Consider the following 17300-nt stretch of genomic DNA (forward strand, 5'->3'; position numbering starts at 1 on the left):
GACCAAAACCGAACAAAAACCGACAGCTCCGCGCAACGCCCGAGCATGTTTCGCCTCGCCCCCGGCGGCGCTTTGCCGAATCCCTCCGATTTGCTAGCCTGTTGAAATGGTTCAACTCAGTTCGGATCATTGTCATGTTCGTTGCGTCGTATCAGTTTTCTGCCTTTCCGATCCTTGCCGTCGCAGGGATCGCCCTCGCATCGACTGGCGCCGCTTATGCCCAAAGCTCCGGTGAAGGTCCCGCCCTGCGATGGGATCAGGCCGAGTGCCTGCGCGATCATGCAACCGACTACCTCGAGCAACGGGCATTCCCGTCAATCCTCTTCGTGGGCTTCTGCAAAGACGGGGTTTTCGACCCCACTGCAGCGGAGATCGCACAGGGAACGAGCCGCAATTCCGCCATCGACTCCGAAGGGTTGCCGCGGTTGCAATCCGGCGCGGTCATCCCCGCCAATCCCAAAGCTGCAGTGCTCGTGTTGACACGTGCGCAGCTCGAATGCCTGCGCGACAGTTTCGACAGCGTCGCGCGCAAGCAGGTCGCGAAGCTCGACGAGACGACCGAAATTCCGGTGGCCGAGCTTGATTTCTCGGGATGCCCGCAGTGAGCGCGGGGCAAACGCCGCCCGCCACCGCAGACGCCCCCAATGTGCCCAGAGACGCGCCTGAAGCGGATACCGCCCCGCCCGAAGCCGCGTCCAACACGGCCATGAGCATCCGGGATAAGATCGAGATGGGCTCCTGGATCGCCACGATCATCGCCCTCGGCTTCACCGGCTGGCAAATCTTCCAGTGGCGCGAGGACCGGAAGGCCGATCTCTCGCTCGAGATGGTGGCTAGGTTTTCCGACCTCGAATATGCAGGAAGCGCCCGCCGCGAACTTGCGCAGTTCTGGTGGCAGAACTCGGACGCCCTAGCCAAAGTCACAGCGATCAAAGGCGGCATCCCTCCCGCGCAGCGGCAAAAATTTCTTGACCTGCTCTTCCAGAAACGCCCCCCCGTAAAGCGCCAGGAGCAATTCGCGGCGGTATCGGAAATGGCGAATTTCTTCGATCAGGTGGAACTATGCATCGCGACGAAACGCTGCGACGCGCAGATCGCGACGGACTACTTCTGCGGCTACGCCGCGAATTTCGCCGACCTCTACCAAGGCCCGCTCACCCAAGTGCGCGAAACCTTCGGTACTTCCGGGCTCGGGACCGGCCTGCAGCACTTCGTGGAGGCCCGATGCGACGACTGATCCCCGCCCTCGTCCTGCTGGGCACTCTCGCTTTCGCGCCGACTGCCCAGGCAGCCGACATCTACTGGGCACCGCCCATTACCGACGAATTCGTGCTTCCTTTCGGGGAAGAGGCTTTCGGCGACGCCATTCACGCGGGCGACAGGTTCGACTTCAAGGATTACCTGCACATTCGGATCGAGGGGGAGATCGAACCGGGAGATGCCGAAAAGTTCGGCGAGATCGTAGCGGAGCGCGCGAGCGAGATTTTCGACCAGACTACATCGCTTGGCGCGAACCAGAAAAATGTCGTGGTGTCGCTTAATAGCGGCGGCGGCGATTTCTATGCGGGGCTGAAGCTCTCGGATCAGATCGTGGGATTTGAAACCTATGTGGGGAAAGGAGACCAGTGCCTTTCTGCCTGCGCGATCGCGTTTCTGGGTGGCGCCGTCCGCATGGCCCGCGGCGCGAAGGAAATGCCGATACGGCATATCCACTCCGACGCAATCGTCGGCTTTCACGCCCCATTTTCCAGCATTACGAGCGCAATTCAGGTGCCAGACGGCACCCCGTTCTCGAAAGAACTCAGCAAGCTCATCGCAAATCAATTTTACGCTCAGGCCCAAGATGCGATCAACGAGATCACCAAGCGGATGAGCACTTGGGAGCTCGCCCCGGATTTCGTTTTCGCGATGATCGGAAAGAAATATCGTCAAAACGATACGCGTCCGTTGGCGGAACAGTATCTGCTTCTGAATACTGTCGCGGCATTGAAGGCCACCAAGACGACACTGATCGCGGATCGCGCACCCTTCCCGGCGCAGATCGGGCTGAGCGGTGCATTTGAAGCCTGCAGCTATGTCGTGTTCGAGAACACTGAGAAATATTGGTTCGCACAGCCGCTGAAGTCGGCAATCGGCGGACTCGCGAATTACCCAGAAACCGGTCCATTCGCGCCAAAAGACAGACAGACCTCTGAAGGGCCACTCCCGCGCGTCAGCAAGGAACTCGTGGGCTTTGCACAACTTCTACTGCCGCCAGCCGGGGAAGACGTATTCTACTTCGAAGGGTCTGTGCCCGGTATAGGGCGGATGGATTGCACCGCTTTCAGGAAATCGGAGGGGCGTTGGTACGTTCAGAGCTTCTCGCCCGCCATTCATTCCCCATACTTCCCCGAATACCGGCGGCGCGAAATTCTAGACTACGACACCCCCTACCCGATCAACGATTACACCATACTTGGCCCCGACGGCGTCTGGAACAATTTCCCTGCCATCGAGCCCTCCGAAGGCGTCGCGCCGATCCTCGCCCAATTCCCGGACACGACCGGCCCCAGCTTCGACTGCACTGGCAAGCTCGATCCGGCAGCGGAGGTGATCTGCCTGATCCGCCCGCTCGGCCAGCTCGACGGCGTGCTGGGCAAGCTCTACGGGCAAGCCGTCGCCAAGGACGCAGAGGGCACGAAGCAGAGCCAGCGGCATTGGCTCAAGATTCGCGACCGCGCCTGTCGTCCGGGCGGCATCGACACGAACGATCCGCTGCAATTCCGCAGCCTGATCGATTGCCTCACCTACTTCTACGAGATGCGCCTTGGGGAATTGGACCAGATCGCGCAGGCCAATTAACCGCCATAGCGGAAATTGCGTACATGCGCGGGCATCTCGACGCCGTCGAGGTTGCGCGGATCGGGGATCGGGTCGCCCACCTCCATACGGATCGGGATCACCCCGGCCCAGATCGGCAATGCGTAATCTTCTTCGTCATCGCTCGGCCCGCCCGTGCGGATCTTCGCGGCGCCCTCGGCGATCTCCATCCCCAGCACGGTCGTCGCTTTCAGATCCTGTTCGTGATCCGGGCGCAGCATCTCGTAGCGCCCCGGATAGAGATGGTTCACGAAATTCCCAAGCTTCTGCAGCTTCTCCGCCGGGTCTTCCACCTTGAACGCGGTCCCGTAGAGCATAACCGACCGCGTATTCAGCGAATGATGCATCCCCGAGCGCGCCAGCACCAACCCGTCGAGGATCGACACCGTCAGGCAAACCTCGGCCTGCGTCTCGCTGCGCAAAGCCCGGCTCGCGGAAGAGCCGTGCCAATAGACGTGATTGCCCTCGCGCCATTGCATGGTCGGCGTCACATAAGGCTTGCCGTCGCGGACATAGCCCACATGGCACATCGGCTGCGCATCGAGGATCGCGTTGATCGTCGCGCGGTCGAAATGGCCGCGCTCATGTAGACGGCGCAAACGGGAACGGTCGGTCACGGGAAGGGGCTCGGTCATGGGGATCTCACTCAAAGCGGGTCTCTCTTGTTCCGGCAGCGATACCGCCCTATTGGATAGGAAAACATGTCCAGTTTCGCCAAAATGCACCAGTCCAATCTGAACGCCTCTCTTTTCGGCCTGTCGCTTGATCGGCACTCCGGCGTGCCGCTGCACGCGCAGCTGACGCAAGCGCTGCGCGAGATGCTGCGCGCCGATCCCGCCGCAGCCGGAGAGCGCCTGCCGCCAAGCCGCGCTCTGGCCGAGGAACTGTCGGTCTCGCGCATGACGGTGACCACCGCCTATGATCAGCTGATCGCCGAGGGCTACCTGAGCACGCGCCCCGGCGGCGGCACCTATGTGGCCGAGGACCTGCCCCATCTCGCACCGCCCGCGCCACGCGACGCGCCACATTCGGAGCCGCACACGGCACAGACGTGGCTGCCCTTTCAGCCCGGCCTGCCCGATCAGGCGCTGTTCCCGCACAGGCTTTGGGCGCGCCATCTCGAACGGGCGTGGCGCAACCCCGATCCCCCGCTTCTGGACCGGCCCGACCCGTTCGGCTGGCCCCCTTTGCGGCAGGCGATCCGCGACCACCTCGCGGCATGGCGCGGCCTCGACTGCGCGACCGAACAGGTGGTGATCACCGGCGGTGCGTGGGACGGGTTCGACCTGATCGCGCGGGCGGCGCTGCCCCCCGGCGCGCTGATGGCGACCGAAGACCCAGGCTGGGCGACGATGGGCCATGTGCTGGCCGCAAGCGGGATCACCGAGCGCCCGGTGCGCATCGACGCCGAGGGGCTCGACCCCGCCGATCTGCCGCCCGAGACCCGCGCGGTCACCATCACCCCCTCGCGCCATTTCCCGACCGGGATCGCGATGCCGCTGACGCGCAGGCTGACGCTGCTTGACTGGGCACGCGAGCGCGATGCGTTGATCGTCGAGGACGATTACGACAGCGAGTTCCGCTACCGCGGCCAGCCGCTGCCGGCGCTGGCGGGGCTCGATGGGTTGCAGCGCGTGATATATATGGGCAGCTTCTCGAAACTGCTCAGCCCGGCGCTGCGGATCGGCTATCTGGTGTTGCCCGAGCGGCTGGTGACCCCGATGCGCGACGCGATTGCGACGACCGGATCGCGGGTCTCGATGGTTCCGCAACCGGCGCTGGCGAGCTTCATGGCGAGCGGCGAATTCGCGACCCATCTGCGGCGGATGCGGCGCCATTACGCCAAGCGACAGCGTCACCTGCTGAACGAACTGACGGGACTGGAGGACTATCTTCAGCTTCAGCCCGATCCGTCGGGAATGCATCTCTGCGCAGGCCTCGGCCCGGCCCTCGCCCCTCTGGGCGACCGTGCGATATCCGAGCGCGCCAAAGCGGTGGGCCTCACGCTGCGGGCGCTATCGTCCCACGCCCGCCTGCCCGCCCCGCCGCAGGGCCTGCTCATGGGCTATGCCGCCTTCGACGAACGGGCGCTAAGCACCGCCGCAGACACGCTGCGCGCCCTGCTAAAGGAACTCTAGCAGATGCGCGGCAGTTGCTCGCCCACCAGCATATCGACGATGCGCTGACCGCCAAACGCCGTCATCATCCGCACCTGCTTATGCCCCTCGACCGCACGGCCCACGATCACCGCGCCGGTCCCTTCGGGGCGCGCGCGCATCGCGGCCAGCGCCGCCTCGGCCTCGACCTCGGGCACGAAGACCACGAGCCGCCCCTCATTGGCCAGATACAGTGGATCGAGCCCGAGGATCTCGCACATCCCGACGACCTCAGTGCGCAGCGGCAACGCGTCCTCGGCGATCTCGATCCCGCAGCCCGCCGCTTCCGCAATCTCGTTGAGCGCCGAGGCCAGTCCGCCCCGCGTCAAGTCGCGCGCGGCCTTCGCACCCGGCGCCACCGCCAGCACATCCGCCATCAGATGCCCCAGAGCGGCGCAATCGCTCTCGATCGCGCTCGACAGCGCCAGATCGCCGCGCGCGGCAAGGATCGTCGCGCCGTGATCGCCCAGGACCCCGTTCACGATCGCCACATCGCCGGGCGCGACCCGCCCTGCGGCCATCTCGACTCCACCGGGGATCACGCCGACGCCCGCCGTGGTGACGAACACCCCGTCACAGGCCCCGCGCCCGACCACCTTGGTATCGCCGGTGACGATCTTCACGCCCGCCGCCTCCGCCTCGCGCGCCATCGTCGCCACGATCCGGCGCAGAAGCGCGATCTCGGTGCCTTCCTCGATGATAAAGGCCGCCGAGAGCCAGAGCGGTGTCGCGCCGCCCACAGCCAGATCGTTCACCGTGCCGCAAACCGCGATCTTGCCGATATCGCCGCCCGGAAACTCGATCGGCGTGACGACATAGCTATCGGTCGTAAAGGCCAGCCGCGCGCCGGGCTCGGCCAGCGCCTCGGCCTGCAAACGCGCCTGATCTTCCATGCCGGGCGGCGCGAAGACCGAAGTGAACACCTCCTCGATCAGATCCCGCATCGCCTTGCCGCCGCCGCCATGGGCCAGCGTCACCCGCTCGTCGCGCAAAGCCATTCTACCTACCTTCGCCTTGGTCCAAATATCCCGGGGGAGCGGCAAAGCCGCGGGGGCGGAGCCCCTTCTTCCCTAACCTTTTCTCGCCCTCCGGCGACGGGGGCAGCGCCCCCTTACTCCGCCGGCTCGACAGCGCGCGCGCCGCCATATTGCCAATAGGCCGCACAGGCCCCTTCGGAGCTGACCATCAGTGCGCCAAGCGGCATTTCCGGCGTGCAGCCGCGCCCGAATTGCGGACAGTCCACCGGCTTCATCCGCCCCGTCATCACCTGCCCGCAGGCGCAACCCTCGGCCTCTTCGACCTCGCGCCGACCGGTGGCATAGCCAATGCCGAACTTCTCCTCGGCGTCATAGGCTTCGTATTGCGCACGGATGCGCAGCCCCGACTTGTCGATCTCGCCCAGACCGCGCCACTCGAAGGACGGCCGCGTCTCGTATACATCGTCGATTGCAGCAAGGCTGACCGGATTGCCATGCTCGGGCACGACGCGGGCATATTGGTTCTCGACCTCGGCGCGACCTTCGGCGATCTGGCGCAGCACCATCAGGACCGATTGCAACAGATCGAGCGGTTCGAACCCGGCCACCGCGATCGGCTTGCCGTAATCCTGCGCGATGAAATCGTAAGGATGGATACCGATCACCATCGAGACATGGCCGGGCCCGATGAACCCGTCGAGGCACATATGCGGATCGTCGAGCAGCGCCTTGATCGGCTCGGGCACGGTGATGTGGTTGCAGAACACGCTGAAATTGCCCAAGCCTTCGCGCGCGGCCTGCTGGATCGCAAGCGCCGTGGAGGGGGTCGTAGTCTCGAACCCCAACCCGAAGAACACCACCTCGCGTTCGGGATTGCGCCGCGCCAGTTCCAGCGCGTCGAGCGGCGAATAGACCATGCGGATATCCGCGCCATCGGCCTTCGCCTGCAGAAGCGATTTCTTCGTACCCGGCACGCGCATCGCATCGCCAAAAGTGGTGAAGATCACGCCCGGGCGCTCGGCGATCTCGATGCATTCATCGACACGCGCACGCGGCAGCACGCAGACCGGGCAGCCGGGGCCGTGGATGAACTCGATGCCCTCATGGACCAGTTTGTCGAGCCCGTAGCGGAAGATCGAATGGGTATGCCCGCCGCAGACTTCCATGATGTGGACGGGCTTGTCCTTCGTCGCGCCGATCTGATCGGCCACCTTCGCGATCTCGGCCAGCAGCACCTTGGCGGCTTTCGGATCGCGGAATTCGGATGCGAATTTCATCTGCCTCACTCCCCTGCCAGCGCGGCGTCGCCCGCGGCCATTTGTTCCAGCGCCTCCTGCGCCTCGCCAAGATCGCGCAGCGCGATCAGCGTCTTTTCGGCCTCGTCCTCGTCGATCAGGCTCATCGCGAAGCCGACATGGATCAGGGCCCATTGCCCCACGAGGCCTTCTAGAGCGCCCTCGGCCACGCAGGCCACGTTCACTTCGCGGCGCACGCCCGACACTTCGGCCATCGCCATCTGGCGCGTCTCATCGGTGATCGCCACGATCTGGCCCGGAATACCCAAACACATCAGTCACTCTCCTCCTCAGCGGCCACCGACGGATCGGCGATGCCGTAACGATCCAGTTTCGCCCGCAAGCCCACGCGCGACAGGCCCAGTTCGGCCGCAGCCCGGCTCTTGTTCCAGCGGTTGCGGGTGAGCGTCTCGCGCAGGATGCGCATCTCCATCAGCTCGATCCGGTCCTTCAGCGTTCCTTCGGCGGTCATCACATCCTCGGCGGCACGATCGGCGCCCTCATCCGAGGGGGCGGCCTGCAGGATGTGACGCGAGATCAGCTCGGCCCCCAACACATTGTCCTGCGCGAAGATCAGCATCCGCGTGACCTCGTTGGTCAGTTCCCGCAGATTGCCCGGCCAGTCGTAATTCTCCAGAAATTCCAGCGCGGCCGCCTCGAAACCCATGACCGGTTTACCGTGGCTCGTCGCGACCTCCGAAAGGATCGCCTGCGCGAGCATCGCAACATCGCCGCGCCGCGCGCGCAGCGGCGGGATCGCGATCTCGCCAAGGCTGAGCGCATAGTAAAGATCGGTGCGGAACCGCCCCTCGGCGACGCCTGCGCGCAGGTCGCCCGCAGCGCCCGCGATCAGCCGTAGATTGGTCGAGACCGCCTCCTGCCCGCCCACCGGCGTCACGGTCCCGTCGCGCAGCATCCGATGCAGCGCGAGCTGCAATGCTGGGCTCGCGCCCTCGATCCCCGCCAGATAGAGCGTGCCGCGATCGGCCTTCTGCGCAAGCCCGATCTTGGCCACGCCACCGGGCAGCACGCCACGCTTGGCGCCGAAGAGCTCGACCATCGCGAGATCTTCCGGCATCCCGGAAATGTTCAGTTCGTAGAACGGCTTCTCCGAGCGCAGCGAGCCGTAATGCATCGCGCGGGCCATCTGCGTCTTGCCCGTGCCCGGCTCGCCCGTCATCAGCACCGGCACGTCGAAGCTGGCATATTGCCGCGCGAGAGTGACCGCCGCGTTCATCGCGGAATTGGGCGAGCGCAGGATCGTCTCGAACCCCATCCCCTCGCGCAAGGACCGCCGCCGCTTCTCGACCCGCGTCTCGGTGGTCGAGTTGAGGAACCGCATTTCCAGCGTCAGCCGCTCGTTCTCGCGCGACAGCTGGAACATCCGCGCCGCATTGCGCGCCACCGCCAGAAGCTGCTCGGGATGCCAGGGCTTGGCGATAAACTGGTGAATGCCCGCATCGTTGATCGCGGCCACCATCGACGCGCTGTCGGTATAGCCGGTGATGACGATGCGCACGGTTTCCGGCCAGCGCTCGCGCACTTCGGTGAGGAAATCGACCCCCGAGCGGCCGGGCATGCGCTGATCGCAGAAGATCACCTGTACCCATTCCTCTTCGAGCACCGCCATCGCCTCTTCAGCCCCCGGCGCGGTGAGGATCTCGAACTCGTCCTCGAGCGCCATTTTCATCGCCTGAAGCGAATGGGGCTCGTCATCGACGAGGAGGATGGCCGGGGTCGAGCCGGTCATGACGCGGCCTTCCGGTCGAGACCGGCGCGCAGCCAATCGAGCCAAGCCTGCATCCCCTCGCCCGTGCGGGCCGAGACGCGCAGCACCTCGATATCCGGGTTCACGCGCTTGATATTGGCCTCGTAGAGATCGAGATCGACATCGCAATAGGGCGCGAGATCGGTCTTGTTGAGGATCGCAAGACCGGCGGCGGCGAACATGTCCGGGTATTTCAGAGGCTTGTCCTCACCCTCGGTGACCGACAGGATCGCGACCTTCGCATCCTCGCCCAGATCGAAGGCGGCGGGACAGACGAGGTTGCCGACATTCTCGATGAACAGAAGCGACCCTTCGGGCAGCGCGAGCCGGTCGAGCGCGGTTTCCACCATGCGCCCGTCGAGGTGGCAGCCCTTGCCGGTGTTCACCTGAATGGCCTTCGCCCCTGTCGCGCGGATGCGGTCGGCGTCATTGGTGGTCTGCTGGTCGCCCTCGATCACCGCGAGCGGCGCGGCGCCCAGCATCTCGATCGTGCGGCACAGGAGCGTGGTCTTGCCCGAGCCGGGAGAGGAGACGAGGTTGGTCGCGAAGATAGCCTTCTGCGCCAGTCGCGCCCGGTTCTTCCCGGCGAAATCGTTGTTTTTCGACAGGATATCGGTCTCGATCTCGATCAGACGTTCCTGGCTCATGCCCGGCACTTCGGTGCCTGCCGCCCCAAGGCCGATATGGATATCGCCGTGGTCGTGGTGGTGATGGGCATGATCGTGAGACTGATGGCCCTGCGCGGGTGCTGGGGCTGCCGGGGCCGCCTGCGCGAGCACCGCCAGAGGCGCCGCTTTCGGCGCAGCATGACCGCTCTTTTCCAGATGGGCGCGGAACTGATCCTCCACGCTATGTCCGCCGCATCCGCACACCGTGCACATCAGAGCACCTCCATATCCTTGATCCGCATCTCCTCGCCGCCCTGCGCCAGCAATTTGCCACCGCCGCAGTTCGGGCAAGGGTCCAGTCGATGTTCGATTTCCACAGTCTCCGCGCAATCATAGCAGAGCGCCTTGCCGGGAATGTCGATAATCTGCAATTCCGCGCCTTCCGCGGGCGAGCCGCGCATCACAACGTCGAAGGCGAATTCCAGCGCGTGCTTTTCGACGCCAGCGAAGCGTCCGATTTCGAGCCGCAGCGTGGTCACGCGCGAAAAGCTGTTGGCCTTGGCCGCATCCTCGATCACGCCGCGGATGCCTTCGGCGATCGACATCTCATGCATCGGCGACCTCCCGCATCAGAACTGGCACGCAGGGATCGAGTATGTCCACTACCAAGCTCGCCAAAGACGCTTTCTCTGCGGGCAGCCTCTCGAGGCTACGCTGCAACATCCCGCCGGGGACGGTCAGATGGTCGGTCGGCGTGATCCGCGTGAGCGCGCTCACACGACCGCCGCTCAGTCTGACCTGCAAGGTATAGGCGCCCCGCGCCGCCGCGACCGAAGCCACGCCCGGCGCGATCCGCCGCGCGGACGGCTGATCGACGCACAGCCGATCCAGATCGACCACGCGCCCCAGCGCCCGCCAGAGCGGCCCGCGGCCATGAGTAGCTTCGGCCTGCCGCATCAAATTCGCATCGCGCACCCGTCCGGCGGCGGAGTTTTCCTGCGGCACCAGCGACAAAGGCTGCGACAGGTCGGGCAGATCGGCCACCGCTTCGCCCGGCGCAAAGCGCTCCGCGATCGCGGCCAGAAGCGGGCTGATCCCAGCACCGGAACTCAGCCAGTCCTCGAGCTGCGCGGGCCGCGCACCGCCCCAGATCCAGCGCTGCAGCGCCGCGCCGCCCTTCGACCAATCCGCGGGTAGCGGCATCGTGTCGTGACCGATCAGCGCGGGCCAGCGCAGGCATAGCTTGGAGAGATGGTCGCGCAAAATCTCGCGCCGCGGGTCGCATCCGGCGGTCTCCAGCCCCGTCGCGAGCCGCACCGCGAGGCCCTGCGCCATGCCGCACAGGTTGAACAGGCGGGGCATCAGTTCCGCGACCTCTTCGGGGGTCTTGCCCAGCATCATCGCCTCGACCGGGCTCGGCGCGGGCAGCGCAAGCACCGCCTTCAGCCGAGCGCCGTCGCGCGCAATGGTTATGCCGAGCGTTTGGTTCATTCCGCGTCATCCGCCTCGTCGCGCGGCGCATCCTCGGCCAGACCGGCCGAGATCAGCTTGCGCCGGGTCGGTTGCGCCATCTCCTCGACGCGCGCATCTTCCGCCGCCTGCGCAGCCTCGGCCTCCTCGACCGCGGCAAGTTCGGCCTCGCGACCGGCGCGGATTTCGGATTTGCGATCCGTCTCGGCGCGGTTCTCGTCCTTGAACAGCTCCATCATGATCGCGCGGGCGACATCGGTCGCCTGCATCTGCGTCTGGAAATCGCCCATCGGAGAGAAGAGCGAGCACGCCTTGTAGCCGCCGCCCATCTCGCGGACGTTATGGATGAATTCGTACGTGCCGGACGGGAAGTCGATGTTTTCCTTGGCGCCGGGGACCAGCGTCGACCAGTCCTCGTCCTCGCGCGGCAACATGATCAGGTTCATGAACCACGGGCTGACAAGCACGCCGAGTCCGCGCCCCTCGTGCGAGACGAAGCCCACCGGCTCGACCGAGAGCGCCTTGTTCACCAAGGGCACGTCGCGCATTTTCGAATGCCAGACCTCACGGAAATCGGCCGTGAGCTTGGCCACCTGTTCCTCGATCCGGCGCGCCTCCAGCATCGCGGGCGCGCCCGGATCGGTCTGCACCATGAACTGCTCTTTCGGTGCGTCGCAATTGGGGCAATGCCAGTCCTCGGGCAGCATTGAGAACGGCGTGCCGGGCAGGACCTGACGGAAATCGTCGCCCTCCGCCGGATCGTAAGGCGTCCAGCAGATCTTGCATTCCATGATCGCCTGATCGGAAATCCGGTCATTGGCGCCCATGTAGCTTCCCTCGAACCCCGCGACGCTCATCGGATCGCCTCCAGCACTTCGACGATCCGCTCGGCGGAGTCGACGAGATCCTCTTTCGCGGCGATCGCCACCTCGGGCATCGTGGTCACTTCGAACGTGTCGAGGATCAGCGTGTCCATCGAGTTGAAGAACTGCACCCGCCAGACATGGGGCAGCGCGGTCGCGGTGACGCGGCAATTGCCGTAGCCACGCGACAGGATCGTCACCGCGCCTTCGCCCGTCGCCGCATCGAGCCAGACGAGATCTTCCTCGGTATGGGGCAGCAGGGTCAGGTTCACCACATGCGGCTCGCCGCCCATGAAGCTGCCCGATTTGTCCTCCAGTTCGGCCATCAGCGCCGGAGCGTTCACGACGCCCGGACCGCGCGGATGGGTCTTGCCTTCGGCTTTGCGGAACGGCTCGAAGGCGCGGCTCAGCGCCGCCGAGGGGACCGGACCGACCTCGATCTTGTCGACGCCCGAACCTGCGATCATCCAGACGCCCGCGAATACCGACTCCTGCACCGCCAGCGCCGGGATACCGCGGATCTTCATCGCGACCTCGCCCTGCCCCATCGTCTCTGCGATGAGTGCGCGGTTCTCGGCATCGAGATGGCTCAGATCGAAGCTCGCCATGCCGCCTTGCGCCGCCGCCTCGCAGGCCTTCGCCACATCGGCCAGCGTCTTGAGCGCGGGCGTCACGCTGGACGGGTCGTCGATGTCAGGCATATGTGCCGAATAGGTGCGCATACCGGAAGGAAGCTGCATGTATTCGAGCTGCGCATCCTCGTCTTCGGGTTGCGAGCCGGGACCGAAGCCCATGGGCGGAAGGTGGAAATTGGAAACCATCGTCTCAGCCTTTCGCAGTCAGGATATGGGAGGTGCGGGCGACGTAATCGTCCCAGTCGCGGATCTTCTCGATCGCGCCGAGATATTCGCCCTCGCGGTAGAACAGGAAACCGGGGGCTTTCAGCGCGCGGGTCTGCTGGCGCAGCTCGGTCTCGATCGCATCTCCCACCACCGCGCAGTCGAAGGCATGCTGGAAGGCCATGCGGATTTCCGGCAGCACCACGGCGGCGTCGGGGGTCTCGAGGTTGCGCTTGGCGTCGCCCGGAATGAACAGGCAATGCGCCCCGGGACGCGCGGTGAACTCGGCCACATCGGACATGTTCGCCAGAAGCGGATAGCCCATCTCGTCGATCAGGCGGGTCACCAGCGGGTGCATCGCGCCCGAGGGCGGAGCCGTATCGGGCATTGCGAAATCGTGCATGTGTCTCTCCTCAGGCAGTCGTTTTGCCGGCATCGCGCGCGGCTTGCAGATGGGGCGGCAGTTGCGGCTCGCGGGCGTCGAGATCGGCGAAGGCATCGCCCAGATCGCCGCCCTGCATCAGGGCCCGCAGCCCGCCGAGCGCGGCCGCGATCTTGGTCGCCTCGTCCTCGGTGATCACCTCGCGAGAAGCCCCGAGAAAGGCCAGAAGCCAGTCGCCGGGCTTGGCGTCAGGCGTCAGCGACAGGTCGATGATGCCGGGCTGCCCCTCTTCGAGAACCTCGCCGCGGATGCCATCGACCGCCACCAGTTGAACCGGGATACCGACGCACATCAGGCGCGGACCTTCTCGGCGCCGGGGAAGAAGCGGTGATCGCCCATCCGGCAAGCCTCGCCCTCGGTCGGGCGGCCGCCTTCGTAAGCGCCGCGGCGGATCGAGGCGTCGGCGAGATCATCGGCCTGCGTCACGCCTGCCGCGACCGAAATGCCCCAGCGCGCCAGTTCGGCTTCGCATTCGCGGATCGCGGGCTCGATCTGAGCGGCGACCGCGGGGCGCAGGCCTCCGCCATAATCCTCCAGCTCGACCGGCTGGCAGCCGATCAGCGTCAGCTTCGCCGGGCAGCGGTTCATCAGCTGCGCCGTGGCGATCACGTCCTGAAAGCCGGTCTGGTGCAGGCTCATTTTCTTGGCGCCCATGAAGGCGGGAACATCGCCGTCGCGCAGCACGCGCATCTCGCCCGGCTCCAGCCCGAAATCGATCGCATCGAAGACGATCAGCGCATCGGCCTCTTCGAGAAACGGCAGCAGATACAGGCCCTGCGTGCCGCCATCCAAGAGCTTGACTTTGTCCGGCACGGCGCGGGTCTCGGCCATCACCTCGACGCAGCGCACGCCGAAGCCCTCATCCGCCCAAAGAACGTTCCCGATACCCAGAACGAGCACCCGGCCCGGCGCAAAATCCGACATGATTTCCTCCCTCTCCCCGAGGCGGCAAGCGCGTTGCCATCCTCACCTCGAATCGACAATAGGCTTTGCAGAGGGGCGGGTTTCACGGAAATCGCGCGGAACTGCGACAATCTGTCTAGCCATTGTTTTTACGAAATTTTCTTGGGAAATACGCCGCCGTCAAACTCGCCAATGTGGAAACTATATTTTCACCTAAGAGGATTTTTCGCAATAAAACCTTCCACAGACAGCGCAACGCTGGAAACAACTCGAATCCACGCCAGAATGCAGAACGGGCGCGGATTGACCCGCGCCCGTTCGCCCTACCACCGCACGAACCGTTACTCGATACGATCGTCCTTAAACGTCCGGTGGCCGGAGATCATCGTGGAGACCATCGACTGACGGCTCATGATGTCCTCGCGGATCGCCGCGTAGATGTGCACGATCATGAAGATTACGATGGCCCACATGCCCAGATGGTGCAGCGTGTGCAGCCTCTGGGAGTTCTGCACGAGGCCCAGCACCCAGCCCATCAGCGTATCGGGCAAAGAGCCCTGCCCCGCACCTTCCGCATAGAGCGCCCAACCGGTGATCAGCATGAAGGTGATCCCGAGCGTCATGAAGAAGAACATCGCAAGCTGCGCCAGCGGGTTGTGACCGACATATTTCTTCGGCGTCTTCTCAAGGAAGGCATACCAGCGCAGCTCGTGCCCCAGCTCTTTCCACCAGCGCTTGCGCCAGACCGGCACGTAGAACAGCTGGCGGGCGTGGTGATTGCCCACGAAGGCCCAGTAGATGCGCCCGAAGAAGATCACCGTCAGGACCTGCGCCGCCGCGAAATGGCCGAAGCGGATATAGCCCATGACGAATTGCTCGGTCGCCTCGCCGATCTGCATCGACGGTAGGGGCGCGCCGATCAGGAAACCGGTCACGATCAGCACCGTGATCATCAGCGCGTTGAGCCAGTGCCAGAGGCGCACAGGCGCCTCGTAGACATAGACGGAGGTCCGGCGGCGGATCGAGTCGAGATCTTCCTCGGTCGCGTCGCCGGTCAGGCGGGAGGCCTCGAAGGCCCCTGTCGCCTTGGGGTTTGGCGTGTGGATCGTGTCCTCCATCGCCCTTACTCCTTGCGGACGCGCTTGACGGCGCGGGCAATCTCGACGGCCACATAGGCCAGGGCGATCGCGCCGGCCGCCATCGCGACATGGGCGATGGTGTGCCCTTCCGCGCCGGGGGCCACCGCGTGGCCCGGATGGGCCAGCGCGGGACCTGCGATCATGCTGAAAGCAAATGCGAGTTTCTTCATGATTTCCTCCTCCCTCAGCGCACCTTGACGGTGGTGAGCTCTTCGCCGTCGGGCGACATCACATGGGTCGAACAGGCAAGGCACGGATCGAAGCTGTGCAGGGTGCGCAGGATTTCGACCGGCTCTTCGGGACGCTCCACCTTGGTGTTCATCAGCGACGCCTCGAAGGCACCGATATTGCCCTGCGTGTCACGGGGCGAACCGTTCCAGGTGGTGGGCACGACGCATTGGTAGTTCTCGATGCGCCCGTCCTTGATCTTGACCCAATGCCCCAGCGCGCCGCGCGGAGCCTCGGTCATGCCGACGCCCTTGGCCTCTTTCGGCCAGCTCGACGGATCCCACTTCTCGACATTGGCGGTGCTTTCGTCGCCATTCTTGATGTTGGTCATCATCTTGTCGAAGAAGTGCCGCTGCAGACGCGAGCAATACTCGGATTCCAGCGCCCGCGCCGCGGTCCGGCCCAGCGTCGAGAAGACCGCGTTGAACGGCAGGTCCATCTTGCGCAGCAGACCGTCTACCTGGTTCTTGATGTCCTCGTGACCCTTGGCGTAGCCCACGACGTAACGCGCAAGCGGCCCGACCTCCATCGCGTGCCCCTTCCAGCGCGGGGCCTTGATCCAGCTGTATTTCGCAGCCTCGTCAAGCTCGATGATATTGGTCCGCGTGCCTTTGGCGTTCGGCCCAAGCTCGTATTGCGGCTCGGTCACGCCATCCCACGGGTGCAGGCCCTTGCCGGGCTCGCCATAGGTGTACCAGGAGTGATCGACGAATTCCTGCACCTGCTCGGGGTCGCGCGGATCGACGTCATGCACCTCGTTGAGGTTGCCGTTGATGATCGCGCCACGCGGCAGGTGAAGCTGCTCGGGCGAGAAGTCGTTCGGGTTCTCGGGAATGTCGCCATAGGCGAGACAGGCCTGCGACGATAGACCGCCGCCATAGAGCCAGTTCTTGTAGAAGCCGCCGATCGCGATCACGTCGGGGATATAGACGTTCTCGTTGAACTCCTGACACTTGTCGATGATCGAGGAGACGAGGTTCAGCCGCTCCATGTTGATCGCACCGACCGAGCCGACGCCGTCGATATTGATCGGGCACGGCACGCCGCCCACCAGCCAGTTCGGGTGCGGGTTCTTGCCCCCGAAGATGGTGTGAACCTTGACGATTTCCTTCTGAAGATCGAGCGCCTCCAGATAGTGCGTCGTCGCCATCAGGTCGGCTTCCGGCGGAAGCAGATAGGCTGGATTGTCCCAGTAGCCGTTTTTGAACAGCCCGAGCTGCCCGCTTTCGACGAATTTCTTGAGACGGTTCTGCACGTCCCGGAAATAGCCTGGGGAGGAGAGCGGATGGCTCGGGCTGACCTTCTGCTGCAGCTCCGAAGTCGCCTTCGGGTCTGCGCGCAGAGCGTTGACCGGATTGACCCAATCGAGCGCGTGCAGGTGATAGAAATGCACGATGTGGTCATGGATCTGCAGCGCGAGCTGCATCATGTTCCGGATCGAATTCGCATTGTCGGGGATCTGAATCCCCAGCGCATCTTCCACCGCGCGGACCGAGGTCAGCGCGTGGGTGCCGGTGCAGACGCCGCAGATCCGTTCGGTGAAGGCCCAGGCGTCGCGCGGATCGCGGCCCTTCAGGATCACCTCGAGCCCGCGCCACATCGTGCCGGTCGAGACCGCGTTGGTGATCATGTTGTTTTCGTCCACATTCACTTCGCAGCGCATGTGACCTTCGATCCGGGTCACCGGGTCGACAACGACCCGCTTGCCCGAATTGTCCATCGTGTAGCCGTTCGGCGTGTTGAGAACCGACAT

Annotated in this window: 19 protein-coding genes; 3 read left to right on the forward strand and 16 right to left on the reverse strand. The window is 64.7% G+C overall.

Going from position 1 to position 17300, the window contains the following annotated elements; translation table 11 throughout:
- The first annotated feature begins 101 nt into the window (after positions 1 to 101).
- A complete protein-coding gene (locus tag BMI85_RS05935) occupies positions 102 to 605 on the forward strand; it encodes a hypothetical protein (RefSeq protein WP_210402316.1) in 504 nt (167 codons plus the stop codon).
- A 457-nt stretch (positions 606 to 1062) separates the two neighbouring features.
- A complete protein-coding gene (locus tag BMI85_RS05945) occupies positions 1063 to 2841 on the forward strand; it encodes a hypothetical protein (RefSeq protein WP_210402317.1) in 1779 nt (592 codons plus the stop codon).
- On the opposite strand, the gene BMI85_RS05950 is transcribed toward BMI85_RS05945, so the two are convergent.
- Positions 2838 to 3494: a pyridoxamine 5'-phosphate oxidase family protein gene (locus BMI85_RS05950; protein WP_078600149.1), complete on the reverse strand. Its 657-nt coding sequence runs from the start codon at positions 3492 to 3494 to the stop codon at positions 2838 to 2840. The genes BMI85_RS05945 and BMI85_RS05950 overlap by 4 nt on opposite strands.
- Before the next feature lie 66 nt (positions 3495 to 3560).
- Between BMI85_RS05950 and BMI85_RS05955 the strand changes: the two genes are divergently transcribed.
- Positions 3561 to 4997 (forward strand): PLP-dependent aminotransferase family protein, encoded by a 1437-nt coding sequence (locus BMI85_RS05955; protein ID WP_078600150.1) that lies wholly within the window; start codon positions 3561 to 3563, stop codon positions 4995 to 4997.
- Here BMI85_RS05955 and hypE read toward each other — a convergent pair.
- The 15 genes from hypE to BMI85_RS06030 form a co-directional block, all read right to left on the reverse strand.
- Entirely contained in the window at positions 4994 to 6013 is a 1020-nt protein-coding gene (hypE, locus tag BMI85_RS05960; RefSeq protein ID WP_078600151.1) for a hydrogenase expression/formation protein HypE, read from the reverse strand. The genes BMI85_RS05955 and hypE overlap by 4 nt on opposite strands.
- Before the next feature lie 113 nt (positions 6014 to 6126).
- Positions 6127 to 7269, reverse strand: coding sequence for a hydrogenase formation protein HypD (hypD, locus tag BMI85_RS05965; protein WP_078600153.1), 1143 nt, complete (start codon positions 7267 to 7269; stop codon positions 6127 to 6129).
- A 5-nt stretch (positions 7270 to 7274) separates the two neighbouring features.
- A complete protein-coding gene (gene hypC / locus BMI85_RS05970) occupies positions 7275 to 7562 on the reverse strand; it encodes a HypC/HybG/HupF family hydrogenase formation chaperone (protein ID WP_078520432.1) in 288 nt (95 codons plus the stop codon).
- Positions 7562 to 9037, reverse strand: coding sequence for a sigma-54 dependent transcriptional regulator (locus tag BMI85_RS05975; RefSeq protein WP_078600155.1), 1476 nt, complete (start codon positions 9035 to 9037; stop codon positions 7562 to 7564). The genes hypC and BMI85_RS05975 overlap by 1 nt, the downstream gene beginning before the upstream one ends.
- Positions 9034 to 9936, reverse strand: a complete 903-nt coding sequence (gene hypB / locus BMI85_RS05980; protein ID WP_210402318.1) for a hydrogenase nickel incorporation protein HypB — start codon at positions 9934 to 9936, stop codon at positions 9034 to 9036. Before hypB ends, BMI85_RS05975 begins: the two co-directional genes overlap by 4 nt.
- On the reverse strand, positions 9936 to 10277 hold the full coding sequence (hypA, locus tag BMI85_RS05985; RefSeq protein ID WP_078520435.1) for a hydrogenase maturation nickel metallochaperone HypA: 342 nt from the start codon (positions 10275 to 10277) through the stop codon (positions 9936 to 9938). The genes hypB and hypA overlap by 1 nt, the downstream gene beginning before the upstream one ends.
- Positions 10270 to 11154, reverse strand: coding sequence for a hypothetical protein (locus BMI85_RS05990; RefSeq protein ID WP_078600157.1), 885 nt, complete (start codon positions 11152 to 11154; stop codon positions 10270 to 10272). Before BMI85_RS05990 ends, hypA begins: the two co-directional genes overlap by 8 nt.
- Complete coding sequence (gene hybE / locus BMI85_RS05995; protein ID WP_038145384.1) at positions 11151 to 11990, reverse strand: [NiFe]-hydrogenase assembly chaperone HybE; 840 nt, start codon at positions 11988 to 11990, stop codon at positions 11151 to 11153. The genes BMI85_RS05990 and hybE overlap by 4 nt, the downstream gene beginning before the upstream one ends.
- Positions 11987 to 12817, reverse strand: coding sequence for a hydrogenase expression/formation protein (locus BMI85_RS06000; protein ID WP_078542009.1), 831 nt, complete (start codon positions 12815 to 12817; stop codon positions 11987 to 11989). Before BMI85_RS06000 ends, hybE begins: the two co-directional genes overlap by 4 nt.
- Before the next feature lie 4 nt (positions 12818 to 12821).
- On the reverse strand, positions 12822 to 13238 hold the full coding sequence (locus tag BMI85_RS06005) for a hydrogenase accessory protein (RefSeq protein ID WP_078520438.1): 417 nt from the start codon (positions 13236 to 13238) through the stop codon (positions 12822 to 12824).
- A gap of 10 nt (positions 13239 to 13248) precedes the next feature.
- A complete protein-coding gene (locus BMI85_RS06010) occupies positions 13249 to 13569 on the reverse strand; it encodes a HypC/HybG/HupF family hydrogenase formation chaperone (RefSeq protein ID WP_038145386.1) in 321 nt (106 codons plus the stop codon).
- The gene (locus BMI85_RS06015) at positions 13569 to 14201 is read right to left on the reverse strand and encodes a HyaD/HybD family hydrogenase maturation endopeptidase (protein WP_078600159.1); all 633 of its coding nucleotides are present in this window, start codon (positions 14199 to 14201) and stop codon (positions 13569 to 13571) included. The genes BMI85_RS06010 and BMI85_RS06015 overlap by 1 nt, the downstream gene beginning before the upstream one ends.
- Before the next feature lie 320 nt (positions 14202 to 14521).
- The gene (gene cybH, locus BMI85_RS06020) at positions 14522 to 15298 is read right to left on the reverse strand and encodes a Ni/Fe-hydrogenase, b-type cytochrome subunit (RefSeq protein ID WP_078600161.1); all 777 of its coding nucleotides are present in this window, start codon (positions 15296 to 15298) and stop codon (positions 14522 to 14524) included.
- A gap of 5 nt (positions 15299 to 15303) precedes the next feature.
- Entirely contained in the window at positions 15304 to 15489 is a 186-nt protein-coding gene (locus BMI85_RS06025; protein ID WP_038145392.1) for a hypothetical protein, read from the reverse strand.
- 14 nt (positions 15490 to 15503) lie between these two features.
- The gene (locus BMI85_RS06030; RefSeq protein ID WP_038145393.1) at positions 15504 to 17300 is read right to left on the reverse strand and encodes a nickel-dependent hydrogenase large subunit; all 1797 of its coding nucleotides are present in this window, start codon (positions 17298 to 17300) and stop codon (positions 15504 to 15506) included.

The organism is Thioclava sp. DLFJ4-1, from assembly GCF_002020145.1.
Taxonomy (GTDB): domain Bacteria; phylum Pseudomonadota; class Alphaproteobacteria; order Rhodobacterales; family Rhodobacteraceae; genus Thioclava; species Thioclava sediminum.

Excerpts from the sequence above, each read along its gene's own strand:
- BMI85_RS05945 (WP_210402317.1), top strand. The coding sequence starts at position 1,063 with ATGCATCGCGACGAAACGCTGCGACGCGCAGATCGCGACGGACTACTT.
- BMI85_RS05950 (WP_078600149.1), bottom strand. The coding sequence starts at position 3,494 with ATGACCGAGCCCCTTCCCGTGACCGACCGTTCCCGTTTGCGCCGTCTA.
- BMI85_RS05955 (WP_078600150.1), top strand. The coding sequence starts at position 3,561 with ATGTCCAGTTTCGCCAAAATGCACCAGTCCAATCTGAACGCCTCTCTT.
- hypE (WP_078600151.1), bottom strand. The coding sequence starts at position 6,013 with ATGGCTTTGCGCGACGAGCGGGTGACGCTGGCCCATGGCGGCGGCGGC.
- hypD (WP_078600153.1), bottom strand. The coding sequence starts at position 7,269 with ATGAAATTCGCATCCGAATTCCGCGATCCGAAAGCCGCCAAGGTGCTG.
- hypC (WP_078520432.1), bottom strand. The coding sequence starts at position 7,562 with ATGTGTTTGGGTATTCCGGGCCAGATCGTGGCGATCACCGATGAGACG.
- BMI85_RS05975 (WP_078600155.1), bottom strand. The coding sequence starts at position 9,037 with ATGACCGGCTCGACCCCGGCCATCCTCCTCGTCGATGACGAGCCCCAT.
- hypB (WP_210402318.1), bottom strand. The coding sequence starts at position 9,936 with ATGTGCACGGTGTGCGGATGCGGCGGACATAGCGTGGAGGATCAGTTC.
- hypA (WP_078520435.1), bottom strand. The coding sequence starts at position 10,277 with ATGCATGAGATGTCGATCGCCGAAGGCATCCGCGGCGTGATCGAGGAT.
- BMI85_RS05990 (WP_078600157.1), bottom strand. The coding sequence starts at position 11,154 with ATGAACCAAACGCTCGGCATAACCATTGCGCGCGACGGCGCTCGGCTG.
- hybE (WP_038145384.1), bottom strand. The coding sequence starts at position 11,990 with ATGAGCGTCGCGGGGTTCGAGGGAAGCTACATGGGCGCCAATGACCGG.
- BMI85_RS06000 (WP_078542009.1), bottom strand. The coding sequence starts at position 12,817 with ATGGTTTCCAATTTCCACCTTCCGCCCATGGGCTTCGGTCCCGGCTCG.
- BMI85_RS06005 (WP_078520438.1), bottom strand. The coding sequence starts at position 13,238 with ATGCACGATTTCGCAATGCCCGATACGGCTCCGCCCTCGGGCGCGATG.
- BMI85_RS06010 (WP_038145386.1), bottom strand. The coding sequence starts at position 13,569 with ATGTGCGTCGGTATCCCGGTTCAACTGGTGGCGGTCGATGGCATCCGC.
- BMI85_RS06015 (WP_078600159.1), bottom strand. The coding sequence starts at position 14,201 with ATGTCGGATTTTGCGCCGGGCCGGGTGCTCGTTCTGGGTATCGGGAAC.
- cybH (WP_078600161.1), bottom strand. The coding sequence starts at position 15,298 with ATGGAGGACACGATCCACACGCCAAACCCCAAGGCGACAGGGGCCTTC.
- BMI85_RS06025 (WP_038145392.1), bottom strand. The coding sequence starts at position 15,489 with ATGAAGAAACTCGCATTTGCTTTCAGCATGATCGCAGGTCCCGCGCTG.
- BMI85_RS06030 (WP_038145393.1), bottom strand. The coding sequence starts at position 17,300 with ATGTCGGTTCTCAACACGCCGAACGGCTACACGATGGACAATTCGGGC.